This is a genomic window from Sphingobium sp. YR768, assembly GCF_900111125.1.
Taxonomy (GTDB): Bacteria; Pseudomonadota; Alphaproteobacteria; order Sphingomonadales; family Sphingomonadaceae; genus Sphingobium.
Window position 1 is genome coordinate 11,872 of sequence record NZ_FOGE01000014.1, and the last position, 26,892, is coordinate 38,763.

Sequence of the window (26,892 nt, forward strand, 5' to 3'; positions counted from 1 at the left end):
ACCCCCTCGTCCGTCAACGGCCTATCGCGCGCAGCGCCTGATCGAAATCGGCGATGACATCGTCCGGGTCTTCCAGACCGACGTTGAGGCGCAGCATGTCCTCGGTAATGCCGACTTCCAGCCGGGCTTCTTCCGCCATGCCGAAATGGGTGGTGGAGGCCGGATGGGTCATCAGCGATCGCGAGTCGCCGATATTGTTGCTGATGTCGACCAGTTCCAGCGCATTGAGCAGGCCATGCGCCTCCGCACGGCCGCCACCGACATAAAGCGAGAAGATCGGACCGGCGGCCTCCATCTGCTGCATGGCCAGCGCATGCTGCGGATGGCTTTCAAGGCCGGGATAATTGACCTTGGGCAGGCGCGTTTCCAGGAAGCGCGCGACCTTGAGCGCATTGTCGCTCTGGCGACGGATGCGCAGGTCCAGCGTTTCCAGCCCCTTGAGCACCACCCAGGCGTTGAACGCGCTGAGCGTCGGCCCGGTGTTGCGGTGGAAGGGCAGCAGGACATTGTCGATCCAGTCGCGCGTGCCGCAGATGGCGCCGGCGAGCACGCGGCCCTGCCCGTCCATCATCTTGGTCGCGCTATAGGCCACGACGTCCGCGCCAAATTCCATCGGCCGCTGGAGCGCGGGCGAGGCAAAGGCATTGTCGACGACGGTGGTGATGCCATGCGCCTTCGCTATGGCGCACACGGCGGCGATATCCACCACGTCCATCGTCGGATTGGCCGGGGTTTCGAAGAAGAAGACCTTCGTATTCGGCTTCACCGCCGCTTCCCAGGCTGCAACGTCGGCGCCGTCGATCGTGGTCGTCTGAATGCCGAACTTGGGCAGCAGCGTGTCGACCAGCCAGCGGCAGGAGCCAAAGGCCGCCTTGGCCGCGACGACATGGTCGCCGGCCGACAACTGGCAGAGCAGCGCCGCCGTCATCGCCGCCATGCCGGTAGCCGTGGCGCGGCAGGCCTCGGCGCCTTCCAGCAGGGCGATGCGCTGTTCCAGCATCTCGACTGTCGGGTTCTGAAGGCGGCTATAGGTCATGCCGACCTGATCGCCAGCGAAGCGCGCGGCGGCATCCTCCGCCCGGTCATAGCAATAGCCGCTGGTCAGGAAGAGCGCTTCGGACGTTTCGCCATATTCGCTGCGCGCCGTGCCGCCCCGGATCGCCAGCGTCGCCGGCTTCCAGTTCTTCGTGATCTCCGGATTCTGTCCGCTCTTCCGCTTCATATCGCCTTCCGCAATTCCACGCGCGGGGTGGCCCCGCCCAATATCTCGGCCATCTGGCTTCTGTCGCCATTACCGCCCGACAGGATTACCGCAACCTTCTTGCCGCGCATTCGCTCTTTTTCCTGCATCAGCGCAGCCAGCGCGACGGCCCCCGCCCCTTCGGTCAGATTATGCGTGTCCTCCCAATAGATGCGGATCGCCTCGGCCACTTCATCATCGGTCACGGCGACGAAGCGATCGGCGCGCGGCCCGAAATAGTCGAGCGCAGCCTGAACCGGGGTGCAGACCGCCACGCCATCGGCAAAGGTGTAGGCTGTGGGACTGGAGATGAGGCGCCCTGCCTCGAAGCTGCGCTTGGCCGCATCGACATGGGCGGAGACGACGCCGACGACCTTCGTCTTCAGGCCCAGCGCATCGCGCGCCGCAATCGTACCGCACAGGCCGGAGCCGCAACCCACAGGCACGTAAACGGTGTCGAGGTCCGGCACCGCGTCGAACAGTTCCAGCCCATAGCTGGCCACACCGCGCACCAGCTGATCATGATAGGCGGGGACCATGAAGAGCCCCTGTTCCTGCGACAGGCGCAGCGCCTCCGCCTTGGCACTGTCGAAATCATGACCATGTTCGATCAGGTTCGCGCCAAAGGCGCGCATCGCCCGGTTCTTTTCCAGCGCATTGCCATGGGGCACGACGATGGTGACGGACAGACCGGCCGCCTTGGCCGCGCGCACCTGTGCCTGGCCATGATTGCCGCGCGTGGCGGTGATGATGCCCTTCACTTCGGGATGGGCCGTGCGCAGCCAGTCGATATAGGTGATCGCGCCGCGCACCTTGAACGCGCCGGTGGGCGTGTGATTTTCATGCTTCACCCACACATCGCAACCGCTGCGGCCCGCCAGCAGCGGCCAGGCATATTGCGGCGTCGGCGGCACCTGCTCATGGATCAGGGCAGCGGCGGAACGGAGCGAGGCAAGCGAAAGATCGGTCATCCTGCACATCTATCGGCCATGCACCGCCCGGGACAGGACCGATATGGGCGGATTGGCCCCTTTTTCAGGCTGCCTTGCGCACCCGACCGGCAAAGAGCGGGTGGAGATGGGCTTCTTCCCATTCCATCCGGTCATACAGGCCGTTCTGCAATTCCAGCACGGCGGCGCGATAGCCGGGCCAGTCGGCGGCGATCTGTGCCGGGGTCCAATATTTGATATGGTCGCTGTAGCGCAGGAACAGCGCAACCATGGCGCGGCTGCTGGTGCGGACCACCTGATCGGCGTGGGGCGTCATCGGATTGCGGCGCAAATCCTGCACCATCGCATCCTCGCGCGCCATATGTTCGCGGAACAGTTGCGAGAAGGCGATGCGGCGTCGCGCGATATCCGGCATGTCCTCCGCCCGCGCGCTTTCCATGGCGTGGGCGAAATCCCGCATCATCCTGCGGAGGCCGTCATGATCCTGCGCCAATTCCATATGCATATTCTGCGACCCCATTTTCCGATTAGATCGGCATGGAGCCGCAAAAGTTAAGCCGGTTCGCCGATTATGCGACGAACCGAAGGACGCTTCAAAGCGCGGCGAGCACAGCCTCGCCCATTTCCAGCGTGTTCATGCTGCCACCCAGATCGGGCGAGCGGGCGCCGTCGCGCAGCGCCTTCGCCACGGCCGCCTCAATCCGGTCGGCCTGTTCGGGCAGGTCCAGCGAGTAACGCAGCATCATTGCCGCCGACAATATGGTCGCCAGCGGATTGGCCTTGCCCTGCCCGGCAATATCGGGCGCGGAACCGTGGATCGGCTCATACAGGCCCTGCCCGCTGCCGTTGAGCGTAGCGGACGCCAGCATGCCGATCGAGCCAACGCACATGCTCGCCTGATCCGACAGGATATCGCCGAACAGATTGCCGGTGACGATGACGTCGAACTGGCCGGGGTTGCGGACCAGCTGCATCGCGGCATTGTCGACATACATGTGGCTGAGCGCGACATCGGGATAGTCCGCCGATACCGCGATCACCACGTCGCGCCACAATTGGCTGGTTTCCAGCACATTGGCCTTGTCCACCGAACAGAGTTTGCCGCGACGGGCGCGGGCGGCCTGGAAACCGGCATGGGCGATGCGGCGCACTTCGGCTTCGTTATAGGACATGATGTCATAGCCTTCACGCAGGCCATCGACGGTGGTGCGGAAACCCTTTTCGCCGAAATAGACGTCGCCATTGGTTTCGCGGACGATCAGCAGGTCGATCGATCCGGCGACTTCCGGCTTCAGCGCCGATTCATGCGCCAGTTCGGGGAAGACCTTGGCCGGGCGCAGGTTGGAAAAGAGGCCCAGTTCCTTGCGCAGGCCCAGGATCGCCTGTTCGGGGCGCAGATGCCGTTCCAGCGCGTCGCAATCGGGATCGCCGACCGCGCCGAACAGGATGGCGTCGGCGCGCTTGGCGATGTCCAGCGTTTCGGGCGGCAGCGGATGGCCGACCGCCTTATAGGCTGCGCCGCCGACCAGCCCCTCTTCATAGGTCAGGCCGTCGATCGCCAGCGCATCGAGCACGCGCTTCGCCTGTGCGACGATCTCGGGGCCGATACCATCTCCGGGGAACAGGGCGATCAACATGACGGTGCTTCCTCACAATATGTTCGTACAGCCCCAGGACGTGCAATAATGGGGCAGATTGTCGGCGCCCGCCTTTGCAGAAGCTGCCCGCTTTAGGCAACCGCTCTTTTGAGCCGTTCGACCAGTCTTTCCCGCGCCGCCAGCACATCGGCGCGCCGGTCGGTGAGGACGGAGCGCTCCAGAAAGAAGCCGGTCAGGCGCAGCCCATCGATAATCTGGTCCCAGTCGCCCATGCCCCCTTCCAGGAGGAAAGGCGGCAGCGGCAGCAGGCGGTTTTCATAGCCGACCGCCGCCGTGCGGCTGACGGCGGCGGCGCTGCGCGGGCTGACATAGGCCAGATCGGTCGTATCGCCCAACGCCGCGCAGCGCGTGAGATCGAGGCCGAAGCCCAGTTCGGCGAGCAACAGCAGTTCATAGCGGACCAGCGCCGCCGCCCAGCCTCGCGCCGCCGGGGCCGCCTCCACCGCGTCGAGCAGCCCGGACAAAGCCTGATGCAGCGCCGGATAGGGCGTCCCTTCGGGCAGGGATGCGGCGGTGAGCGCGCAGCTCCAGTCGATCGCGGCGGCCGGCAGCGGCTCGGCATGGAGCGGCGCGCGGCTATGGGCGAGTTCGACGGTCAGGCCCGCCAGTTGATCTTCGGTCCGGGCGCGAAATTCCGCCATCACCACATTGCCCGGCAGCAGCACCGGCCGCATAGTCCGCGACCGGCCGCCACGGACATAGCCGGGCAGCAGACCATCACCCGGCGTCAACAACCGCGCGATCGCGCCATGTTCGCCATGATGGCGCAACGCACAGACGATCGCGGTGGTGGAGAGATGGGGCATCGCCCTCTCCTAGAGCGAAGCGTGCTCCTGCGAAAGCAGGAGCCCATCCTTCCCGCTCACTTCCGATAAACGCTCTTGAGGTTCATGAATTCGTGCAGACCATAAGGGCCGAGTTCGCGGCCATGGCCGGAACGCTTCACGCCACCGAAGGGGGCTTCAGGCGCGGAGGCGAGCATCTGGTTCACGGCGGTCATGCCGGCCTGCACATCGCGGATGAAACGGGTCTGCTCGTCGGCATCGCTGGTCCAGACCGACGAACCCAGGCCGAAGGGGATGGCGTTGGCGATGGCGATCGCATCATCGATGTCTGTCGCCCGGAACAGCATGGCGATCGGCCCGAAAATCTCCTCCCCCATCAGTGCGGGATCGGTCGGCACATCGGTCAATATGCCGGCATTTATGTAAGCGCCCGGCCCCGGATGCGCCTCCCCGCCGATCAGCGTGGCGCCGGCCGCCTTCAGCTTCCAAATCTGCTCCTGCACGGTGCGGCGCTGTTCCTCGCTGGACAGCGGCCCCATGTCGGTCGCCGTGTCGAACGGATCGCCCGCCTTTACCGCCGCCATCGCCGCCGCATAGCGCTCCAGAAAAGCGTCATAGATATCCGTATGGACGATCATCCGCTTGCCGCAGATGCAGCTCTGGCCCGTATTCTGGATGCGGGCGGTGACCGCCTGCTTCACCGCCGCGTCGAGATCGGCCGAGGGCATGACGATGAAGGGATCGGCCCCGCCCAGTTCCAGCACGACCTTCTTGAGCGCCCGGCCCGCCTGTTCCGCGACCGCGCGCCCTGCCCCCTCGCTGCCCGTCAGGGTGACGGCGGCGACCCGATCGTCGGCGATGATCGCCGCGACCGCATCCGACCGGATCGGCAGGTTCTGGAACAGGCCGTCGGGCGCGGCGACGCGCGTCATCATCTCCTGCATCAGCGCGGCCACGCCCTGCACATTGCTGGCATGTTTGAGCAGCCCGACATTGCCGGCGAGGATGCAGGGGGCCAGGAAACGGGCGACCTGCCAATAAGGGAAATTCCACGGCATCACCGCCAGCACCGGACCGATGGGCAGCCACACCAGATCGGCCTTGCCTCCGGAGGCCAGCGGGATGCTGCCGCCCTCCAGCATGGCCGGGCCTTCTTTGGCATAATGGCGGAAGACGGCGACGCATTTGTCGACCTCCGCCAGCGCGGATTTCAGCGTCTTGCCCATTTCCAGCGTCGCCATGCGGGCGAGACGGTCGCGATGGTCATGATAGGCGTCGGCCAGGTCGGAGAGGAGCGCAGTGCGTTCCGACAGGTCCGTCTCCCGCCATGTCGCGAAGCCTGCCATCGCCCGGTCGAGCGCAGCGTCGATCTGCGCTTCGGTCAGCGCCTCATGGACGGCGATTTCCTCACCGGTGGCGGGATTGATGCTTTTCATGATCGGCTCCGGACGGGAATGATTCGGGGTGGAGAGAGCAATATGGGGATGCTCTTGCAGGGTCACAACGCAGTCGCGGGGGCGAAGTTCACACTGTCAATGGGGTACGGGAAACTGCGGAAAAATGGGGGATCAGCCGCGGTCGACGCGACAGGAAGGCGACGGCAACGCGCCTGCTACGCGCCGCTGACGCGACGGGTGCGCCATCATGGCGCGCCGGGTGGGTCACGGTGACGCGCCTGTTTTTTTGGAGAGAGCGTGCCGGGAGCTTTTCTGAATGGGCCATCCCACAGGGTAGATCAGAGGAAATCCTACATTGATAGCGGGATTTTGCGCAGCCGTTCGGGGTGCTGGTGAGCGGTCGGGCGGGCGATTTAGGGCACAGGTGATGGGTTCTCAATTTGCCCTCTCCCGCCTTCGCGGGAGAGGCTTCGGAGACTTGGCAGCTTGCTGCCTAGTCGATGTCGGTGAGGGTCTTCTTCCTTTTCCTGAGGATGCACGAAGGGAAGGAAGACCCTCACCCAACCTTCAAACGAGGCACGCGCCTCGTTTGAACCCGTGAAGACGGGAGAGGGCTAAAGAGGCTTCCCCTCCCTATCCATGGAAATAATCATAGACCTGTTGCGCGACCGCCTTCGACACGCCGGGCGCCTTGGCAAGGTCGTCCAGCGCCGCGTCCCGCACCGCCCGCGCCGTGCCGAAGTGCATCAGCAGCGCCTTCTTACGGGCGGGGCCGATGCCTGGGACGTCGTCCAGCGACGATACGGTGATCGCCTTGCTGCGCTTGGCGCGGTGGGCGCCGATGGCGAAGCGGTGGGCTTCGTCGCGCAGGCGCTGAAGGTAGAAGAGCACCGGATGGTTGAGCGGGAAGGTGATTTCGCGACCGTCGAGCAGATGGAAGACCTCTCGCCCCTCTCGGCCATGATGCGGCCCCTTGGCGACGCCGATCATGGTCACATCCTCTATGCCCATTTCCTCCAGCATGGCGCGGGCCGCCGATAGCTGGCCCTTGCCGCCGTCAATCAGGACCAGATCGGGCCATTCGCCGCTGTCGCGGTCCGGGTCTTCCTTCTGCGCGCGCCCGAAGCGGCGTTCGAACATTTCGCGCATCATCGCGAAATCGTCGTTCGAGATTTCGGGGTCTTTCATGTTGAACTTGCGATAGGCGTTCTTGCGGAAACCCTCCGGCCCGGCGACCACCATCGCGCCCAGGGCATGCGCGCCCTGAATATGGCTGTTGTCGTAAATCTCGATCCGGTCGGGCACGCCCTCCAGCCCGAAGGCCTCGACCATATCCTCCATGATGCGGCCCTGACTGGTCGTTTCCGCCAGTCGCCGGTCGAGCGCCTCCACCGCATTGCGCTGGGCTTGCTTGATCAGGCGGGTGCGGTCGCCGCGCTGGGGCACTTCGATCCGCACCTTGCTGCCGATCCGTTCCGACAGCGCCAGCGCCATCAGTTCGCATTCGGCCGGTTCGCGATCGGTCAGGATCAGCTTGGGCGGCGGCACTTCTTCGTAAAATTGCGCCATGAAGCTTTCCAGCACCTCCTCCGTCGCGACGTCGGCGGTGTGGACGGGGAAGAAGCTGCGATGGCCCCAATTTTGCCCGCCGCGTATGAAGAAGGCCTGGATGCACATCGATCCGCCCTTCTCCGCCAGCGCGAAGATATCGGCATCGCCCAGCCCTTCGGCGTTGATGGCCTGACTGCCCTGGATGAAGGTCAGCGCCTTCAGCCGGTCGCGGATCACCGCTGCCTGTTCGAAATCCAGCGCTTCGGCCGCCTGCTCCATCGCCGCGCCCAGCTTCTTCTGCACGGCGGTCGATTTGCCGCCAAGGAAGTCCTGCGCATCGCTGACCAGTTCGGCATAGCCCGCCGCATCGATCCGATCGACGCAGGGGGCCGAGCAGCGTTTGATTTGATACAGCAGGCAGGGCCGCGATCGGTTTGAAAAGAAACTGTCCGTGCAGGAGCGCAGCAGGAACAGTTTTTGCAGCGCGTTGATGGTGCGCGTCACTGACCCGGCGCTGGCGAAGGGACCATAATAGCGGCCCTTATATTTCCGCGCGCCGCGATGCTTCTGCACGCGAGGGAAGGCATGATCGTCGCGCAGCAGGATGAAGGGAAAGCTCTTATCGTCGCGCAGCAGGACATTATAGGGCGGACGATAGCGCTTGATCAGTTGCGCCTCCAGCAGCAGCGCTTCGGCTTCGCTGTTGGTGGTGACGATGGTCATGCTGCGGGTCTGGGCCACCATGCGGCGCAGGCGGTTGGGCAGGCGATCGACCTGCGTATAGTTGGCGACGCGGTTCTTCAGCGCGCGGGCCTTGCCCACATAGAGCACATCGCCGCGCGCATCATGCATGCGGTACACACCGGGACGGGTCGGCAGCGTCCGGAGCGTGGTGCGGATCGCTTCAACCCCCGCATCGATATCCGGCTGACTGCCGGTGACGGTGAAGCTCGCTTTGTCTTCGTTGAAACGATCGGGGGACTGGGGGCCGGACATGGGGGCAGAGATAGCGCCGGACGGTGGTTTGGCAATGGGCGGGCTTGAACGCCGCCTGTTTCCTTTCTATCTATACCGGGCTGTATAGATTTACGGCCTCTCCTAATCCTCCTCGCCATCTCTGGCGACATTATCAGCATCAAAGGGACCACCCAATGAGCGTAAAAGCCTATGGCGCCTATGCCGCCGACAAGCCGCTGGAATCCATCGACATCGAACGGCGCGCGGTCGGCGCCCATGATGTGCAGATTGCCATCGCCTATTGCGGCGTCTGCCATTCGGACCTGCATCAGGTCCGTTCCGAATGGGACGGCACCCAATATCCCTGTGTGCCCGGCCATGAAATCGTCGGCCATGTCACCGCCGTCGGCGACCATGTGAGCAAGTTCAAGGTCGGCGACACGGTCGGCGTCGGCTGTATGGTCGACAGCTGCCAGAGCTGCGCCGCCTGCGACGAAGGGCTGGAGCAATATTGCGAAACCGGCTTTACCGGCACCTATAATGGCGCGACCGAGGATGCGCCGGGCCACACGCTGGGCGGCTATTCGCAGAGCATCGTCGTGAAGGATGATTTCGTCCTGAAGATCAGCCATGCGCCCGAACAGCTGGCCGCGGTCGCACCTTTGCTGTGCGCGGGCATCACCACCTGGTCGCCGCTGCGCCACTGGAAGGTCGGGCCGGGCCAGAAGGTCGGCATCGTCGGCATCGGCGGTCTGGGCCATATGGGCATCAAGCTGGCCCATGCGCTGGGCGCACATGTGGTGGCCTTCACCACGTCCGAGTCGAAGCGGCAGGACGCGCTGGATCTGGGTGCGGACGAAGTGGTCGTGTCGCGCAACGAGGAAGAGATGGCGGCCCATGCCAACAGCTTCGACTTCATCCTGAACACGGTCGCCGCCAGCCATAATCTGGACGCCTTCACCACCCTGCTGAAGCGCGATGGCACGCTGACTTTGGTGGGCGTGCCCGAACATGCGCATCCGTCGCCCAATGTCGCCGCGCTGATCTTCAAGCGCCGCGCCATTGCCGGATCGTTGATCGGCGGCATCGCGGAAACCCAGGAAATGCTCGATTTCTGTGCCGAAAAGGGCATCACCTCCGAAATCGAACTGATCGCCGCGCAGGATATCGAAGCCGCCTATGCACGGATGGTGAAGAGCGACGTGAAATATCGCTTCGTGATCGACAGCGCCACGCTGGCGGCCTGAACCGATCTCATGAAGTCAGGGAAAGGGGGTGCGGAAACGCGCCCCCTTTTCGTTGGCCCCTTTCGTCAGAACACAGGCTCGACAATCCATGGCCGCACTCTTTAGACCAGCCCGACGTGTCGCACTGATAATCACGAAAAGGACGTAGAATGAAGCGCCTGGCGCTAAGCATGATCCTGGCGGGAACGGCCCTGTCGGCCACTATCGCCCCTGCCGCAACGGCCCCCGCCCCCGCCCCCGCAGATGCCAGGGCGATCGCCGCCATCCGCGCGCGCCCGGCGGTGAAAACCGCCTTCGCCGCGTTGGAGGCCGAGCATGCGCAATGGGTGAAGAATATCATCACCCTGACCGAAATTCCCGCCCCGCCCTTCAAGGAGCAGGCGCGCGGCAAGGCCTATGCCGATCTGTTCCGCGCCGCCGGTTTCGGCGATGTGGAGATTGACCCGGTGGGCAATGTGCTGGCGCTGCGGCGTGGCACGGGCAAGCCGGGTGGCAAAGTGGTCGTCATCGCGGCGCATCTGGATACCGTCTTTCCCGAAAGCACGCCGGTCACGGTCAAGCGCGAAGGCAATCGCCTGATGGCGCCGGGGATCGGCGACGATACGTCGGGCCTCGCCACGCTGCTGAGCCTGGCCAAGGCGATGAACGCCGCGAAGATCGAAACGCCGATGGATATCTTGTTCGTCGGCAATGTCGGCGAAGAAGGGCTGGGCGACCTGCGCGGCGCGAAGCAATTGTTCAATGCGGGCACATATCAGGGCCGCATCGCCAGCTTCTTTTCTATGGATGACAGTTCGACCGATGGCATCGTGACCGGCGGCGTCGGATCGAAGCGGTACAAGCTGCGCTTCAAGGGACCGGGCGGCCACAGCTTCGGCGCGTTCGGACTGGTCAACCCGATGACGGCGATGAGCCAGACGGTGGTGGACCTGTACAAGATCCCGGTGCCGGCATCGCCCAAGACGACCTACAGCGCCAGCGTCGTAGGCGGCGGTTCTTCGGTGAACGCCATTCCGGAGGAGACTTGGTTGCAGGTCGACATGCGATCGGAAAGCGCGGAGGAACTGGCGAAGCTGGAACAGGCGATGCTGGCGACGGCGGACCGTGCGGTCGCGACCGAAAATGCGGCGCGATCGACGAAGGAAGGCGCGATCAGCGTCGACAAGACGATGATCGGCGATCGCCCGGCCGGCCATAGCGACACCAACAGCGCGCTGGTCCGCCAGACGGTGGCGGCCTATGCGGCGGAGGGCGTGACCGCCCGGTTGAGCTTCAGTTCGACCGACGCGAATGTGCCGATGAGCCTGGGCATTCCCGCCGTCACCATCCCGCGCGCGGCGACTGGCGGGCGCGGCCATTCGCCGGACGAATGGATCGACGTGACGGCGGAACCCTCGCTGAAGGTCAAGCGGATGGACCTGATCGCGCTGCTGGCGGCGGCGGGATATCGCTGAGCCGTCCTCGCAGTTCGTCTCAGAGCATCCAGCAAATATGCCCCGTTCGCCCTGAGTAGGGACTGAGCGAAGTCGAAGGCCCGTATCGAAGGGTCCATCCTTCGATACGCCGCTTCGACAAGCTCAGCGGCCACTCAGGACGAACGGGTCGCGATCATCCGATGCCGCACAAACAGAAAAGGGCCGGTGCGACATGCGCACCGGCCCTTTTCTGTTGCGCTCTGATCCGATCAGTTGATCGTGCCGAGACCCGAAATCGCGCTGTCGACCAGTGCCTTGTCCGCCTTGGCGTCATGGCCCTGGGCGATCAGGGTAGCGGCGGCGGCGGTGGCCGCGTTCACCGTCTTGGCGCGGATGCTGGCGATGGCGGCGCGTTCGGCGGCGCCGATCTTGTCTTCCGCCATCTTCTGGCGACGGGCGACGAGATCTTCGGCATTGACCCTGGCGTCGGCGATCAGCCCTTCGGCTTCATGCTCGGCCGCCTTGCGCATGGCGTCGGCTTCACCGGCCGCAGCGGCCAGCTTGGCTTCATATTCGCCCTTGAGCGCTTCGGCTTCGGCGCGCAGGCGCGATGCTTCGGCCAGTTGCTCCTTGATCTGGGCGATCCGGCCGTCCAGCGTCTTGCCGATCAGGGCAGGCACCTTCTTGACCAGCAGGATGACGATGAACACCGCCATCGCCAGGCTGACCCAGGCGGTTGCGTCCAGACCGACCGCCTTGGGATCGGTATGGGGCACGACGCCTTCATGGGCGACGGTGCCGACCGGTTCCATGCCTTCGCTATGGATCGCCTGATTCAGGTGCGGAACGTCCGCTGCGCTATGTGCTGCTGCCTCAGCCATGGGCCAGTGCCGCCTTTACTGCGTTGCGGGCTGCATCGTCAGACGTTTCCACGCCGGAAATGCGAGCCACCATGTCGCGCGCCGCATCGACGGCGACGGTTTCGATTTCTGCCAGCGCCGCAGTGCTTGCGGCCTGGATGCGGGCTTCGGCCGCAGCGATCTTGCTGGCGACTTCGGCATCGGCGGCGGCGAGCTTCACTTCCGAAGCCTTGGCCGCTTCCGATTTCGCCTTCGCCACGACAGCCTGAGCGGCGGTGCGGTTCTGGGCGTCGCGAACGCGATAGTCGGCTTCCGCTTCGTCGGCGCGGGCGAAAGCCGCCTTGGCCGCGTCCAGATCGCCGCTGATCTTCGCGTCGCGCGCGTCCGCCGTACCCTGAACCTTGGGCACCATGCCCAGGCCAATGACGAAGAAGACGAAGCCGAACGTCAGCAGCAACCAGAATATCTGGCTGGAATAGGTATCGGCGATTTGCGCGATTTGAGGCATTTTACGGTCCGTCCGATCAGAGGGCGGTCAACAGGGAAGCGGGCAGGCACGGCGCAATGGCCGCCCTGCCCGCTTCAATTTCGTGCTATCAGGCCACGAACACCAGGATCATGGCGATAACGAACGCCAGCAGACCCAGAAGTTCCGCCGCGGCGAAACCGATGAACAGACGGCCCTGCTGGCCATCAGCGGCGCCCGGATTGCGCAGCGCGCCTTCGAGGAACGCGCTGAACACGTTGCCCACACCGAGGGCGGCGATGCCCGCACCGATCGCGGCCAGGCCAGCACCGAGCAGCTTTGCGGCTTCTGCGTCCATGTCGTAAACTCCTTTGTTAAATCAGATGAAAGTTGAACAAATCAGGCGAAACTTGAAACCTTAGTGCAGGTTCTCGGCATCGTTCAGATAGACCGAGGTCAGCAGCGCGAACACATAGGCCTGGATGACCGCGACCAGCATTTCCAGCGCGCTGATGCCGATCATCAGGATGAAGCTGGCAGTGCCGACGGTCAGACCCAAAGCCGGCGAGGCGTTGGCGCTGTTGATGACGAAGCCTGCGAGCACCTTCAGCAGAACGTGGCCAGCGGTCATCGCGACGAACAGTCGCAGGCCAAGGCTGAACGGACGCACCATGAAGGAGACGAGTTCGATGAAGAAGAGCGGCACCACCATCGCGATCGGCGTGCCGTGCGGCACGAACAGCGAGAAGAAGTGGAAACCATGCTTCCAGAAGCCGACGATCAGCACGATCGAGAAGCTCATGATCGCCAGCACGCCGGTTGCGGTGAAGTGGCTGGTGAAGGTGAAGGGATGCATCCCGATCAGCCCCAGCGGCAACAGGCCCAGCAGGTTGGCGAGCAGGATGAACATGAAGAGCGAGAAGACATAAGGAATGTACTTCCGGCCCTTTTCACCGATATTGGCGATCAGCAGGTTCTTGATGAAGCCGGTCATATATTCGACCGCCATCTGCCAGCGACCGGGGACCAGTTCACGCTTCATGCCGCCGATCACGAAGATCCACAGCACCACGGCGGCGAGCACCATATAGAGCGCGCTGTTGGTGAAGGCGATGTTGAAACCGCCGAGCGACAGGTGATCCGTACCGAACAGAGGTTCGATCGCAAACTGGTGCATCGGATCGATTTTGCCGGATTCTGCCACTTGGACCCCTGTTGCCGTCTAGCATTCGGACTAAGAGCGAAGCGGCCTTATTGTTCGGGCGGCTTCGTCGTCGTCAATCTGATGATATTCCTGAAGGCCGCCACGATCCCAAGACCGAGGAACACCAGCAGGAGCCAGGGCGTCGTGTTGAACCACCGGTCAAGAACCCAGCCGATCAACGCGCCACCGACAAGACCACCGATCAGTTCCGCCAGCACCCGGTTCCCCAGCCGCGACCCATCGTCCGCAGCCTGTTCCGTGGCGCCTTGCCTGACCTTTTCGACATGCTCGGCCTTCGCGATCCGCTCCTCTAGGGAAGCGATCCGCGAGTCCTCGCCCGCCTGGTCCTGTCCGGGTGTATCCGTGGCCATGCATCTCCTCCATCAGGCCTTCAGGCCTGTGGTGGCTGGCATGGCGCTTGCGGCTGCACCCGTCAAGGCGAGGCCCCTCTAGGAAGGGTTGGTCGGAGTGTCAACCCCGACAAAAGCCGCGGAAATCGGCCTTTTGGCCAATAGGCGCCGGAGCCTTGCGTTTTACCATTTTCCTATTTAGCTAAATAAGAATGGACAAGATCTTCAAGGCGCTGGCGTCCGAACCGCGCCGCCGCATCCTGCACTATCTGGTAGCCGAGCCGATGACGGTGGGGGAGATTGCCGACAATTTCGAAATGGCGATGCCGTCCATTTCGCGCCATCTGGCGGTGCTGAAGGAAGCCGGCGTGGTGCGGGAGCAGAAGCGCGGCCAATATGTCATCTACGCGCTCGTGCCGGAGCAGCTGACCGGGCAACTCTATGATTTCCTGACCCCCTTTTGCGAACAGGCGCGGGAGATTGTGGAAGCAAGGCCGCGGCGGCGTGGGCGGGAGTGAGGGGGGCTTGGGTAGTTATAAGACCGTCTGGTTATGGACGCAGGAGCAAAAAAACCTGCCTAGCAGGATTGCCCGAAAACCAACTCCAAGCGTCAAACCGACATGAGTGCGTCAAACACGACGCTACGCCATTCATGTTTGATGAGTAGCCGCAACTCGGCAGAGCGCACCTCTCCCCCTTTGGTCGTCATAACCTGAATGCGGTAATGGTCCTGTCCGGACAGTGTATAGAGTGCTGGCATTTCGAGCCGACAGGGATATCCTGCTTCATGTCGGCTTCGGGCGCATGACAATCCTGACGCGATGACCTTTTCAGACGGCATGGATACAAGCGCTGTGGCATCAGGTCGTCCCTTTGGCGCATCGTCGCAATTGTTTACGAAGACGCGGACGTCCAAAGGATAAGCAACCCGAGTAGCCAACACCCCGTTGCGCCAGCCTCCATTGCTAGTCGTGGAAATTGTGCAGCCCGTTTGGTTTGCTGAGACGATACTTTCGACGGTTTCCAAGCGATAAGGCCAGAGCATTAGACAAAGCAGTGCAAATCCCATCGCAGCACTGGCGACTACGTATCCCCGCTTCATCGGCATCATGGCCCCACGTTTATTACGACTGCGCCCAATGTGACAGTGCTGTGTGGAGCATAGCGTGGGCGTCAGGGTCCGCAATCGAGTATCGATTTACTGATGAAGAGTGACCTAGAATGGTCGCTTCGAGCCATTCCCTCGCTCGTCATGGCGGGCTTGACCCGGCATCCCGCTTTTCTCTTCAAACGCCGAAAAAGAAGCGGGACCCCGGATCAAGTCCGGGGTGACGCGAACTGGTCGTTTTTCCCGCCATGCCAGCAAAAGCTGAAATGACACCACCATCAGAACATAAAAAAGCGCGGTGACAGTGCCACCGCGCCTTCATTTCCCTGCAATCACGCCCGGCGTTCAGCCCGCCGTCGCGCAATAGGATGGCAGCGAAATCGCCCCTGCCCCCTTGGTCTGCCATGCGCCCGCGCCGATGCGATAGGCCTGGCCCTGCTTCAGGCGGGTGAGCGTCTGGCAGGCGGTGGCGGCGGCCATGTCCTGCACGGTCACGCCGCGCTGGCCGGCCAACTGGGTATAGGCGGCGCGGCGCTTGATATTGATCGATTCGACTTCGGAACGGACATCCGCGCCGACCGTGCCGGCGATGCCGAGATAGCCGTCGGCCTGTTCGCCCACGGTGCCCGCGCTCATCGCAGCGGCGACGGCGCCCGACTGTGCCATGACCGGCCCGGCGACAGCCAGGCCCAGCGCGGCGGCGACAAACCAAATCTTGCGTGTCATTGCGGGAACAACTCCGGATTATTCTGAATGAGGTCCTGGGCGTCGCGTTGCAGCTTCACCACAACCTCCTGCTGCACCTTCACATTCAGGTTGATTTCGATCGGCTTGTCCGGGGCCTTCACCTGGATGCAGCCCCCCAGCGCAAGACCGGCGAAACCGGCCGTCATGATTGCTCGTATCTTCATTTCGGCTCCCCGTTTATCGCCTTTTCGCTTTCCGCAGGCTGAACCGCAAGATTTTGTTGCGTACCCGTGCGCATTTCGCCCTGCACCTTGTCGCCGATGCTGTTCTGGATCAGTTGCGACGGGTCGATGAAGGACTGGGCCGTGCCCATCAGCCCCCGGAACGGCGCGGAAATGCGCACGTTGAAGATGAAGGGCAGGCCGATGAAGCTGCGCGAAATGCCGGTCGGCGCATCGCCCAGCTTGCCCCGATTGACGCCGTTGAAGACGACATTCGTCACCATTTCGCCATCCAGCGCGCCGTCCATCAGGATGGTCAGGCATTTATATTGCAGATCCTTGAGCGCGTCGAAGGCCATCTTGCCCATCACGCCGACCTGCTCGTTGGAGACGGGGCCGATATAGGAGAGCACGCCCGACTGGCGCGTGGGATCGCAGGGGATCACCGGCAGCACGCCTTCGGGCATGATCAGCGGCGGCATGCCCTGTTGCCGGGCGACCAGCACGCCGCCCGCGACTCGCCCGCCCTTCGCATTGAAGATCAGCGGCATGATGCCGTCGAACGTGCCGGTGGCCGACACATTGTCCAGTTCCATCGCCTGAATGAAGGCGCCCGCGTCCAGACCGATGACGCGGAAGGTCAGATAGCGGTCGACATCGGCGGAAAAATCCATCGTCGTCGGCAGCAATTCCAGCTTTCCGCCGGAAAAGGGCCATCCGCCCCCTTCGATCCGCACCTTCTGCCCCGCTTCCAGCCGGTAGCGGACCGTGCCGTCATGCGCCTCCACACCCGGATTGACGGAGCGGATCGTCACTTGCTGACCGGGCGCGGTGACCATGTTGATCAGGTCGGTGAAGTGGATTTCGCCCGACAGCCCCTCCACCGGGCCGAAGGCGGCGGCGAGACTGGCATTGTCGGTGCGGAAGGCGCCGCTGCTGGTGAGGGTGGAGCCGGTCCAGTCGATTCGCCCCTGTCCCTGGACGGTGGCGTTCACATTGGCGACCACGCCCATCGCCAGCGGCGTGATCTGCTCCGGCTGGAGGCTGGCGTTGAACCGCAAATCCGGCACGATCAGGTCGGCATGCCCCTTCCCGCTGGCCAGATCATGCGCGATGTCCAGCTTCGCCACGGCCGCGTCACCCTGCGGCGCCGTCAGCGTCCCGGTGGCGGCAATGCGGCCATCCTTCAGCGTCAGGGCGAAATCGGGCACGGGCATGGGATGGAAGCGCGCAGTCGCCTGCGAATCGCGCACGGTCATCGCCGCCTTGAACGTCAGCGCGCCGCTGGCGAAGCGCCAGTCGCCCACGCCCTGCTCCACGATCAGCGGCACGGTGCCGATCTGCCCGCCCGCGCCATTGACCTTGCCGCCAAAGCCGTTGGCGATCATCGCCCCGTCCAGCGTCGCGGCGGACAGGCGCACCGGCGCTTCCTGCGGGCCGATCGCCAACGCGGCATTGGTCATGGCAAAGCCGGTCTTGCCCAGCCGCACCTGCGCCTGATCGGCCGTCAGTTTCATCGGGCTGTCGCCGCTGCGCCCGTTCAGCGCCAGATCGCGGATCGCCGCCCCGCCGCTGACACCGGACGGGCCGGTGGCGATCATCGCGCCGCCATCCACCGGGCACAGGGTCTGGCGCGTCTGGCCGAGCGCGAAATTGCCGTAACGCGCCTCCACCAGCGACAGGGGGACGCAGCCCGGATTGATCGCGATCGCGCCATTAGCGGCGATCCGCCCCTCGACCGGCAGGCTGAGGCCGCGCACATGGCCATCGGGCAAGGGTCCGTCCAGCCGCACCGCCGTCGTCGCGAACCGGGTGGCGCCGTTGCGATCGGCGGTGAAGCGCACCGTATCGAGCGCCAGCCGCGCGTCACCCGCCGCATAGGGATCGACGAATAATTGCCCGCCAAAGCCGCCGCCCGGCCGCCGCGCCAGCTTGAGCGCGGCGCGGGGCAGGCCACCGCCATCCGTCGTCACCGCGCCATCCAACGCCCAGTCGATCGCCGCCACTTTGCCCGGCCAGGTCAGGGTCAGCCGGCTGTCGGCGCCCAGACCGATCCGCGCGCCGCTCTTCGCCTCCAGCCCGCCATCGGTGACGACCAGACTGCCGCCGCCCGCCTTCTGCACCAGCGCGAAGCGGGTTTGCAGGCGGTTATGTGCGCCCGCCTTCTCCACCGCATCGGCCAGCTTGGCAGCCAGCGGCGCGACAGGCGTTCCGGCGGCCGATGCGCGCAGTCCGGCCAGCGGATCGCGCCCGGCCAGATGCAGATCCTGCCCGGCAATCTGCCCTTTCAGGCTGGAACCATCCTTGCCGACCGACCAGTCGCCGGTCAGCGCGGCGTCCCGCAGCAGCGCGCCCTGCCCCGTCAGCGCCCGCGCGCCCATCCGCACGCGCCCGGCTGTCCGCTGTGCCGTGCCATCAAAATCGATCCGCCCATCAGGAGACGCCAGCACCAGACCGCTGCCTTTCAGCGCCTGACCCGACAGGTCGACATGGCCGGTCCAGCGTTCAAGCGCCTTGCCCAGCGTCAGGTCCACGACCGCCTTGGGCCGGGCGATCGCCGCGCCGGCGCTGCGACAGGCCATCGCATCCGCGCTGATCGGTCCGCTCAGATGCGGTTGCCCCTGTTGCATGGCGATGGCGACCATTGCTCGCGCCATGGTGAGGCCGCATCCGGGCAGCGCGGCGCGCGGCATGGCGGCGGCAAGCCGCCCCTGAAAACCGGACTGGAGATTGCCGCTGCCGTCCAGTTGCATGCCCACGCGCCCGGCGTCGGTATCCAGCGTCATGCGCGCGTCGGCCAGCGACACCAATATATCGGGCAGGCTGAACGGCGCGGTCGAATCGGGATCGCGAAACTTGTCCAGTTCGCCCAGTCGCAGCACATTGTCGCGATAGGAACCGCGCAGCCGCACGCCGCTGGCGCGCACCGCCGCCACTTGCGGCGTCAATCCAGCAAAGGCGATATCCACCTCCACCCAGCGGGCGGTCATATCCGGCCGGACGGGATCGCCCAGCACGATATTTTCGATCCGCTGGGTCCGAAAGCCGACATCGACCAGATCATAATTGGCCTGAACGCCCCGCCGGTTGAGTTCGCGGCTGACGAAATTCTCGGCGATCGGCGCGCGCTGCGTCCACAGGCCGACCAGCACCAGCGCCAATGACCCCGTGCCCACGCCCAGCCAGCGCAACCATGCCCGGCGAACCGTGTCTTCGCCGTCCTGTTCTTCCATGCCTATGGCCAACCCCGGCTTACTGCGACGCATCCGTCCGTAACGGGACCATAACGTCCTGCACGGCGGAAATATCCTTTTAAATATCCTTGCCCCGCGATTCCGCAACGCATAGCCTTTCAAACACCGCAACGGGGGGCGTGGATTTGGCCGAAGAGGATGCAAAAGCCACGCATGACGGCGCGGGCCATCGCGCCCGCTTACGCCAGAAACTGGCCGAGACTGGCGGCGTTGGGCTGCATGATCATGAACTGATCGAATATCTGCTGGCGCTGGCCATCCCCCGCCGCGACACCAAGCCGCTGGCCAAGGAATTGCTGCGCAGCTTCGGCGGGATCGGCGGGCTGATGAGCGCGGACTGGCAGGCGATCGCCCGCGTGCCCGGCATGGGCGACACCAGCGTCGCCGCGATCAAGATCGTGCAGGCGACCGCGCTGCGCCTGCTGCGCAACGAAGTCGCCGCGCGCCCGGTGCTGGCGAGTTGGCAGGCGCTGCTGGACTATTTGCGGGCGGACATGGCCTATCTGGGGGTGGAGCGGGTGCGCGTGCTGCACCTCAACAGCCGCAACATGCTGATCCGCGACGATCATATGGGGGACGGATCGATCGATCAGGCCGCCATCTATGTGCGGGAAGTTATCAAACGCGCAATGGAGCTGGGATCGGCGGCTTTGATATTGGTCCACAATCATCCATCGGGCGACCCCTCCCCCAGCCGGCAGGATATCGACATCACCCGGCAGATCATCGACGCCGGCAAGCGTCTGGGCATCGCGGTCCACGATCATATCATCATCGCCGCGAGCGGGCACACGAGCCTGCGGGCGCAGGGTTTGCTATAGAAAGTCCCGTTTCGGATCGACAGCGAGCAGGCATGATGGTTAAGGGCTGGAAACCATTACCGGATACGGTAAACGGATGCCGATGCAGCGCCTGCCTTTCTCTCTTCTCATCCTGTCCTCCGGTTCGCTGATGCTGGCCGGTTGCATTCCCCATCAGGCTGATCGCGCCGAACCCGCGCCGTCCTACACCCCGCCGCCCCGGATGGACGGGGACGCCTCGACCGTGAAGCTGGCCGAGCCCGAACCGGTCTGGACCGCGCAGCAGGTCGCCGCCAATGCCCGGCCGGTTACGGCGTCCACCTATGTCGTGCAGCCCGGCGATACCCTGCGCGGCGTGGGCAATCGCACCGGCGCAGGCTCCGAAGCGATCGCGCGGGCCAATGGCCTGATCGCGCCCTATATGCTGCGCGCGGGGCAAAGGCTGGCCATCCCCGGCGGCCGCTATCATCTGGTGGCGGAAGGCGAGACGGGCATCGCCATCGCATCGACCTATGGCGTGCCGTGGCGGCAGATTGTCGACGAGAACGGGCTGGAGGAACCCTATGTGCTGCGGCGGGGCCAGCGCCTGTTGCTGCCCGGCGCCAGCGCCACCCCGTCGCCGAGCGTGCCGCCGAGCATGGAACGGCGCGCCGCCGCCTTCCGCATCGATATTGACGATGTGCTGACCGGCGGCCAGCCCGCCATTGCCGACAATACGCCCCGTCTGGCGGCATCGACCGGCACCAAACCATTGCCGACCAATGTGCCCATCGCCCAGCCCGCCCGTTTCGCCGGCAGCTTCGCCTGGCCGGTCAAGGGCATGATCCTGTCCCGCTTCGGCCCCGGCGAAAGCGGCGCGAAGAATAATGGCATCGACATTGCCGCGCCGGTCGGCACGCCGATCCGCGCATCGGCCGACGGCGTCGTCGCCTATGCCGGAGACAAGGTGGCGGTGTTCGGCGGCCTGGTGCTGATCAACCATGGCGGCAGTTGGGTCAGCGCCTATGGCCATGCCAGCCGGGTCGATGTCGTACGCGGGCAAAAGATCAGCAAGGGCCAGGTCATCGGCCTGACCGGCGACACCGGCTATGCCAGCAAGCCCAAGCTGCATTTCGAACTGCGCAAGGATCGCGTGCCGGTGAACCCCATCGGGCAGCTTCCCCCGGCATGAGGATCGACCGGCCGCAGCCCTCCTCCCCCACGGCCGGTTTCCTGCGGCGCCGGTCCGGCCTGCCGATCTGGGCGGACCTGACATGGCGCGTGGGGCTGGTGTCCGGGCTGATCGGCGTGGTGCTGGCGCTCCACTGGTTCGGGCGCGACGGGCTGAAGGACAATTATGACAACCAGATCAGTTTCATCGATGTCCTCTATTTCACCACGGTAACCGTCACCACGGTCGGCTATGGCGATATCGTGCCGGTCACGCCCGAGGCGCGGCTGTTCGAATCGATTTTCGTGACGCCGATCCGGCTGTTCGTCTGGCTGATCTTCCTTGGCACGGCCTATAATCTCTTTTTCCGCAACATCCTCTACAGGTGGCGCATGGCGCGTATTCAGGCAGACCTGCATAATCACATCATCGTCACCGGTTTCGGCACCAGCGGGCAGGAAGCGGTGAACGAACTGCTGGCGCGCGGTGTAGACCCGCGCGAAATCGTCGTGATCGACGGCAGCGAAAAGGCGCTGGCGCTGGCCGAAGCGCAGGGCTGCAACATATTATGCGGCGATTCCACCCGCGACCGGACCCTGAAGGACGTGGCCATCCACCGCGCCCGCAGCATGATCGTGTCGGCCGGGCGCGACGACACGTCGATCCTGATCACGCTCACCGCCCGACACCTCGCCCCGCGCCTGCCGATCAGCATCGTCGTGCGCAATGAAGATAATGAATTGCCTGCACGGCAGGCGGGCGCGACCACGGTGATCAACCCGGTCAGCTTCGCCGGTCTGCTGCTGGCGGGTAGCACCAGCGGCCGGCATATCGCCGATTATATGGCAGATCTGGCGGCGTCGGGCGGGCGGGTGAAGCTGAACGAACGCTCTGTCCTGCCGCAGGAAATCGGCGGCCCCTTGTCCGCCATCCGCACCGGCCTTGGCGTGCGTATCTATCGCGATGACCGGCCGATCGGTTTCTGGGAAGAAGCGGCGCAAAGGCTCCAGACCGGCGACTGCATCATCGAGATCGTGGACGAAGGACAGGATCGGAAGGCGCCTGCCGACGAATAGAGCATCAGCGGAGACAGACCGTTCGCACTTGTTGCGAACCGGCAACATATTGCAAAATTCGCGCTACATTCATCCCGCCCCAATTGCCTTGCTGTAGTAGAACGGAAACACTCCCCTCACCGGTCTTATAGAGGGGTGTAACATGCGGTTTAAAAGTGCCTTGCAATGTGGCGTCGTCCTGTCGGTCGTCGCCTGGACCATTCCCGCCTTTGCCCAAGTCGAACCACAGGCCGACGATGGCACCGCCATCATCGTCACCGGTTCCCGCATCCGCCAGAACCCGCTGGAGCAGGACAAGCCGATCGTCACGGTCGACCAGCAGGCGATCGCCCGCACCGGCCTGACCTCGATCGCCGATGTGCTGCAACGCATCCCCAGCGCGGCCGGCGGCCTCAACACCAAGACCAATAATGCCGGTAATATCGGCGGCCCGCCCGATGGCACCGGCGTCAGCTCCGGCTCGGCCGAAATCGACCTGCGCTATCTGGGCGCCAAGCGGACGCTCGTGCTGGTGGACGGCATGCGTTACGTCAACGGATCGGCGGCGGGCGGCATCCCGGCCTCGGTCGACCTCAACACCATCCCGCAAAGCATGATCGAGCGGGTGGAAGTGCTGCAATCGGGCGCCTCCCCGCTTTATGGTTCGGACGCGGTGGCGGGCGTGGTGAACATCATCACCCGCCAGTCGCAAAAGGGCCTCGACATGTCGGCCCAGTTCGGCACCTATCGCGCGGGCGACGGCCACACCTACGACATCAACGCCAGCTACGGCATCCAGTCCGATCGCGTATCGGTCGTCTTGGGCGGCAATTATGTGAAGCAGGAAGGCGTCAGCACCGCCGACCGCTCCATATCGCAATGGCCCGCCGCAGGCGGCAGCAGTTGTGCCGATGGCGGCTGTTCCAGCGCCACGCCCAATGGCCGTTACGACGTGCTGGGCCGCAGCCTGACGCTCAGTAATCCGATCATCGGTCGCGCGCCGGTGGAGAGCGACTATCGCGCCTATAATAGCTCGACCGACTCCTTCAACTTCGCGCCTTATAATTATCTGCTCACCCCGTCCGAACGCTATGGCGCCTTCCTGAACGGCAAGTTCGAATTTTCCGACGCGGTCAGCCTGCGCACCCGGCTGGTCTATCAGCATCGCGAATCCACCACGCAGGCCGCTTTCCTGCCGCTGTTCATCGGGCCGGATGCGGGCAACGGCAATCTGCTCGACACCATTTCGGTCCATTCCACCAATCCCTACAACCCGTTCGGCGTCACCCTGTCGTCCGGGGCGGACGGATCGGAGGCCAATTATTCGACGATCCGTCGCCGCTTTGTCGAAGGCGGGCCGCGCATCTTCAGCCAGGAAGTCGACACGCTGACGATGGCGGCGACGCTGGAGGGCACATTCGATGTCGGCGAGCATAAATGGTATTGGGACGTCAACGGCAGTTACGGCACCAACAATGCGCACCAGACCTTCACCGGCAACCTGAATGCCGCCAAGCTGGCGCAGGCGCTCGGCCCGGTCGCAGACTGCACCGGCGCCTGCGTGCCGTTCAACATCTTCGGCGGCGCTGGCTCCATCACCCAGGCGATGCTCGACTATGTGACTTTTGACGAGCGTGACCGCAGCGAACAGGAATTGTGGGACGTCACCGCCAACCTGTCAGGCGACCTGTTCGACCTGCCGGCCGGTGCCGTGGGCTTCGCGATTGGTTATGAACATCGCGACCAGCAGGCGTCCTACACGCCCGATCCGATCATTACCGCAGGTCTGGGCGCGGACGTGCCGACCAGTCCCGCGCGCGGCGGCTTCAACGTCGATGAAGTCTATGGCGAAATTCGCATCCCGATCCTCGCCAATACGCCCTTCTTCCAGAAGCTGGAGCTGGACGGCGCGGTGCGCCATTCCAATTATAGCAGCTTCGGCAGCAACACGACCTACACCGTGTCAGGCCTGTGGAAACCAACCCGTGACCTGTTGCTGCGCGGCGGCTATGCCGAAAGCCTGCGCGCGCCCAGCATCGGCGAGCTTTATGCCGGTCGCTCCCGCACCGACGCGACGATCAACGACCCCTGCACCAATGTGCCGGGCAGCGCCTGGCAGACCAATGCCACCGTGCGGGCCAACTGTATCGCCAATGGCGTGCCGGAAAATGGCAGCTATGCCGAACCGCAGGGCGGCCAGCTTGGCGTCTTCTCGCAGGGCTTTACCGGCCTGAAGCCGGAAACGTCCAAGACCTGGACAGCGGGCGGCGTCTATAGCCCGGCCTGGGCGCGCGACAGTTTCGCCAGCCAGTTCAGCATCGAGGTCAATTATTACACCATCACGCTGAAGAATGCGATCGACTCGGTCCCCGCCTCGCTCACGCTGCAACGCTGCGCGTTCGAGGCTGATCCGATCAGTTGCGCCGCGATCACCCGCACCGGCAGCGGCGCGGTGGCCGGCATCAACGGCGTGCTCCAGAACCTCAACGCGATCGAAACCGACGGTATCGACGGCACGCTGAACTATCGTTCGAAGATGGTCGGCAACGGATCGATCGGCCTGAATGTCAACGCCGCCTATCTGCTGAAGTATAATATCAAGCCGCCAGCCGATCTGGGCGCGCCGACCATCAAATGCGCTGGCACGGAACGCTGCGGGTCGAGCGATCAGGCCTATCCCCACTTCAAGGCGAATGCGACGCTGGACTATTCGACCGAAGGCTATGGCCTGTCCTTCACCGGCCGCTATCTGAGCAAAGTCACCGAAGGCGACGGCAACGTCATGAAGGCGACCTTCTATGGCGACATTCAGGCCTATTTCTCGCCCGACTGGATGGACCACCGCGCGCGCTTCACGCTGGGTGTCAACAATCTGTTCAATCAGGACCCGCCGCTGTGCGGCACCTGTGACGGCGCGAACTTCGATACGACCAGCTATGATGTGCCGGGGCAATTCGGCTATCTGCGCCTGTCCTATAAAATGTAAGCGATCCAGTCGCTTATCGAATGGAAGGGCGCGCTATCAAAGCGCGCCCTTTTTCTTTGCGACCAACATGCATGACGCCCCCGTGACATTTGGCGCAAAAATCCCTATGTGCGCGGCGATCATGGCAACCAAAATCCCAGACGCGCCGAAAATCGGCATGGTTTCGCTCGGCTGTCCCAAGAATCTGGTCGACTCCGAACGTATCCTGACCAAGCTGCGGTCCGACGGCTATCAGATGTCCGCCGACTATGCCGGCGCCGACGTCGTGCTGGTCAACACCTGCGGCTTCCTCGATTCCGCCAAGGAAGAATCGCTGGAGGCGATCGGCGAGGCGATGGCCGAAAATGGCCGCGTCATCGTGACCGGCTGCATGGGTGACGAGGCGGATGTGATCCGGGCGAAATTCCCGCAGGTTCTGGCCGTGACCGGCGCGCATCAATATGAGCAGGTGGTCAATGCGGTGCATGACGCATCGCCGCCTATCCCGAACGCCTTCATCGACCTGGTGCCCGAAGGCGGGCTGAAATTGACCCCGCGCCATTACAGCTATCTCAAGATTTCAGAGGGCTGCAATCACCGCTGCTCCTTCTGCATCATCCCCTCTATCCGGGGAGATCTGGTGTCGCGGCGCATCGACGCGGTGCTGCGCGAGGCGGAGAAGCTGGTCGCGGCCGGCACCAAGGAATTGCTGGTCATCAGCCAGGATACGTCGGCCTATGGCGTCGATACCCGGCATGATCCGCGCATGTGGAAGGGCCGCGAGGTCCGCGCGCACATGACCGACATGGCGCGCGAACTGGGGCAACTGCGCACCGCCGACGGCAAGGCGCCGTGGGTACGGCTCCACTATGTCTATCCCTATCCCCATGTCGATCAGGTCATCCCGCTGATGGCCGAAGGGCTGCTTACGCCCTATCTCGACATTCCCTTCCAGCATGCTTCGCCGTCAGTGCTGAAGGCGATGAAGCGCCCGGCCAATGAAGCCAAGGTGCTGGACCGTATCCGCAAGTGGCGCGACATCTGCCCCGATATCGCGATCCGCTCCAGCTTCGTCGTCGGCTTCCCCGGCGAGACGGAGGCCGATTTCCAATATCTGCTCGACTGGCTGGAAGAAGCGCAACTCGACCGTGTCGGCGCCTTCCGCTTCGAACCGGTCGAGGGTGCGCCTGCCAACGCCTTGCCGGGCGCCGTGCCCGAAGAGGTCAAGGAAGAACGCTATCAGCGGATCATGGAAAAGACCGCCGCGATCAGCGCCGCCAAGTTGCAGGCGAAGGTCGGCCGTGTCCTGCCCGTGATCCTCGACGAAGTCGGCGAACCGGACGAGGAAGATGGCAGCATCGGCGCCACTGCCCGCAGTCAGGCCGATGCGCCGGAAATCGACGGCAACGTATTCCTGCGTGACGTGGGCGAAGGCCGTCAGGCCGGCGACATGTTCGACGTGCTGATCGAGGACGCCGACGATCATGATCTGTACGGCGTGCCGGTCTAAGACTAACGTGCTCCTGCGAAAGCAGGAGCCCAGTTCCACCGTTTCAACTGGACTCCTGCTTT

The 26,892-nt window shown here is 64.1% G+C and carries 23 protein-coding genes; 8 read left to right on the plus strand and 15 right to left on the minus strand.

What is annotated here, in order from left to right; translation table 11 throughout:
• Nucleotides 1-13: 13 nt before the first annotated feature.
• The 7 genes from metZ to uvrC all read right to left on the minus strand — a co-directional run bounded on the left by metZ (nt 14) and on the right by uvrC (nt 8,577).
• On the minus strand, nt 14-1,222 hold the full coding sequence (metZ, locus tag BMX92_RS15655; RefSeq protein ID WP_093018175.1) for an O-succinylhomoserine sulfhydrylase: 1,209 nt from the start codon (nt 1,220-1,222) through the stop codon (nt 14-16).
• Nucleotides 1,219-2,211: a threonine dehydratase gene (locus BMX92_RS15660; RefSeq protein ID WP_093018176.1), complete on the minus strand. Its 993-nt coding sequence runs from the start codon at nt 2,209-2,211 to the stop codon at nt 1,219-1,221. The genes metZ and BMX92_RS15660 overlap by 4 nt, the downstream gene beginning before the upstream one ends.
• 64 nt (nt 2,212-2,275) lie before the next feature.
• Entirely contained in the window at nt 2,276-2,695 is a 420-nt protein-coding gene (locus BMX92_RS15665) for a hypothetical protein (protein ID WP_093018358.1), read from the minus strand.
• Between the two features lie 88 nt (nt 2,696-2,783).
• Complete coding sequence (gene leuB, locus BMX92_RS15670; RefSeq protein WP_093018178.1) at nt 2,784-3,827, minus strand: 3-isopropylmalate dehydrogenase; 1,044 nt, start codon at nt 3,825-3,827, stop codon at nt 2,784-2,786.
• 92 nt (nt 3,828-3,919) lie between these two features.
• On the minus strand, nt 3,920-4,654 hold the full coding sequence (recO, locus tag BMX92_RS15675; RefSeq protein ID WP_093018180.1) for a DNA repair protein RecO: 735 nt from the start codon (nt 4,652-4,654) through the stop codon (nt 3,920-3,922).
• Between the two features lie 56 nt (nt 4,655-4,710).
• Nucleotides 4,711-6,072 carry an NAD-dependent succinate-semialdehyde dehydrogenase gene (locus BMX92_RS15680; protein ID WP_093018360.1) on the minus strand — a complete coding sequence of 454 codons (1,362 nt, stop codon included), beginning with the start codon at nt 6,070-6,072 and terminating at the stop codon, nt 4,711-4,713.
• A gap of 591 nt (nt 6,073-6,663) precedes the next feature.
• The gene (uvrC, locus tag BMX92_RS15685; RefSeq protein ID WP_093018182.1) at nt 6,664-8,577 is read right to left on the minus strand and encodes an excinuclease ABC subunit UvrC; all 1,914 of its coding nucleotides are present in this window, start codon (nt 8,575-8,577) and stop codon (nt 6,664-6,666) included.
• 155 nt (nt 8,578-8,732) lie between these two features.
• On the opposite strand from uvrC, the gene BMX92_RS15690 reads away from it, so the two are divergent.
• Both BMX92_RS15690 and BMX92_RS15695 read left to right on the plus strand, forming a co-directional pair.
• The gene (locus BMX92_RS15690; RefSeq protein ID WP_093018184.1) at nt 8,733-9,785 is read left to right on the plus strand and encodes an NAD(P)-dependent alcohol dehydrogenase; all 1,053 of its coding nucleotides are present in this window, start codon (nt 8,733-8,735) and stop codon (nt 9,783-9,785) included.
• A gap of 149 nt (nt 9,786-9,934) precedes the next feature.
• Nucleotides 9,935-11,239 (plus strand): M20/M25/M40 family metallo-hydrolase, encoded by a 1,305-nt coding sequence (locus BMX92_RS15695; protein ID WP_093018186.1) that lies wholly within the window; start codon nt 9,935-9,937, stop codon nt 11,237-11,239.
• Between the two features lie 230 nt (nt 11,240-11,469).
• Here BMX92_RS15695 and BMX92_RS15700 read toward each other — a convergent pair whose 3' ends face one another.
• From BMX92_RS15700 to BMX92_RS15720, 5 genes are all read right to left on the minus strand, one after another.
• Entirely contained in the window at nt 11,470-12,081 is a 612-nt protein-coding gene (locus tag BMX92_RS15700) for a F0F1 ATP synthase subunit B family protein (protein ID WP_093018188.1), read from the minus strand.
• Nucleotides 12,074-12,568 carry a F0F1 ATP synthase subunit B family protein gene (locus BMX92_RS15705; RefSeq protein WP_093018190.1) on the minus strand — a complete coding sequence of 165 codons (495 nt, stop codon included), beginning with the start codon at nt 12,566-12,568 and terminating at the stop codon, nt 12,074-12,076. The genes BMX92_RS15700 and BMX92_RS15705 overlap by 8 nt, the downstream gene beginning before the upstream one ends.
• A gap of 88 nt (nt 12,569-12,656) precedes the next feature.
• Nucleotides 12,657-12,884, minus strand: a complete 228-nt coding sequence (locus tag BMX92_RS15710; protein ID WP_006961951.1) for a F0F1 ATP synthase subunit C — start codon at nt 12,882-12,884, stop codon at nt 12,657-12,659.
• A gap of 60 nt (nt 12,885-12,944) precedes the next feature.
• Nucleotides 12,945-13,730, minus strand: coding sequence for a F0F1 ATP synthase subunit A (locus BMX92_RS15715; RefSeq protein ID WP_093018191.1), 786 nt, complete (start codon nt 13,728-13,730; stop codon nt 12,945-12,947).
• Between the two features lie 47 nt (nt 13,731-13,777).
• The gene (locus tag BMX92_RS15720) at nt 13,778-14,101 is read right to left on the minus strand and encodes an AtpZ/AtpI family protein (protein WP_093018192.1); all 324 of its coding nucleotides are present in this window, start codon (nt 14,099-14,101) and stop codon (nt 13,778-13,780) included.
• Between the two features lie 191 nt (nt 14,102-14,292).
• On the opposite strand from BMX92_RS15720, the gene BMX92_RS15725 reads away from it, so the two are divergent.
• On the plus strand, nt 14,293-14,598 hold the full coding sequence (locus BMX92_RS15725) for a metalloregulator ArsR/SmtB family transcription factor (protein WP_093018193.1): 306 nt from the start codon (nt 14,293-14,295) through the stop codon (nt 14,596-14,598).
• 935 nt (nt 14,599-15,533) lie between these two features.
• Here the strand turns inward: BMX92_RS15725 and BMX92_RS15730 are convergent.
• From BMX92_RS15730 to BMX92_RS15740, 3 genes are read right to left on the minus strand one after another with little or no spacing between them, the layout of a single operon-like run.
• Nucleotides 15,534-15,914, minus strand: a complete 381-nt coding sequence (locus BMX92_RS15730; protein WP_093018194.1) for a YdbL family protein — start codon at nt 15,912-15,914, stop codon at nt 15,534-15,536.
• On the minus strand, nt 15,911-16,099 hold the full coding sequence (locus tag BMX92_RS15735) for a YnbE family lipoprotein (RefSeq protein ID WP_093018195.1): 189 nt from the start codon (nt 16,097-16,099) through the stop codon (nt 15,911-15,913). Before BMX92_RS15735 ends, BMX92_RS15730 begins: the two co-directional genes overlap by 4 nt.
• A complete protein-coding gene (locus tag BMX92_RS15740; RefSeq protein ID WP_093018196.1) occupies nt 16,096-19,329 on the minus strand; it encodes an intermembrane phospholipid transport protein YdbH family protein in 3,234 nt (1,077 codons plus the stop codon). The genes BMX92_RS15735 and BMX92_RS15740 overlap by 4 nt, the downstream gene beginning before the upstream one ends.
• Nucleotides 19,330-19,475: 146 nt before the next feature.
• Between BMX92_RS15740 and radC the strand changes: the two genes are divergently transcribed.
• The 5 genes from radC (at nt 19,476) to rimO (ending at nt 26,830) form a co-directional block, all read left to right on the plus strand.
• Nucleotides 19,476-20,171: a RadC family protein gene (radC, locus tag BMX92_RS15745; RefSeq protein ID WP_093018362.1), complete on the plus strand. Its 696-nt coding sequence runs from the start codon at nt 19,476-19,478 to the stop codon at nt 20,169-20,171.
• Between the two features lie 82 nt (nt 20,172-20,253).
• The gene (locus BMX92_RS15750) at nt 20,254-21,321 is read left to right on the plus strand and encodes a LysM peptidoglycan-binding domain-containing M23 family metallopeptidase (RefSeq protein ID WP_093018364.1); all 1,068 of its coding nucleotides are present in this window, start codon (nt 20,254-20,256) and stop codon (nt 21,319-21,321) included.
• Nucleotides 21,318-22,376 carry a potassium channel family protein gene (locus BMX92_RS15755; RefSeq protein ID WP_093018197.1) on the plus strand — a complete coding sequence of 353 codons (1,059 nt, stop codon included), beginning with the start codon at nt 21,318-21,320 and terminating at the stop codon, nt 22,374-22,376. Before BMX92_RS15750 ends, BMX92_RS15755 begins: the two co-directional genes overlap by 4 nt.
• Before the next feature lie 142 nt (nt 22,377-22,518).
• Nucleotides 22,519-25,341, plus strand: a complete 2,823-nt coding sequence (locus BMX92_RS15760; protein ID WP_093018198.1) for a TonB-dependent receptor domain-containing protein — start codon at nt 22,519-22,521, stop codon at nt 25,339-25,341.
• A 106-nt stretch (nt 25,342-25,447) separates the two neighbouring features.
• Nucleotides 25,448-26,830: a 30S ribosomal protein S12 methylthiotransferase RimO gene (rimO, locus tag BMX92_RS15765; protein WP_177185094.1), complete on the plus strand. Its 1,383-nt coding sequence runs from the start codon at nt 25,448-25,450 to the stop codon at nt 26,828-26,830.
• The last annotated feature ends 62 nt before the right edge of the window (nt 26,831-26,892 follow it).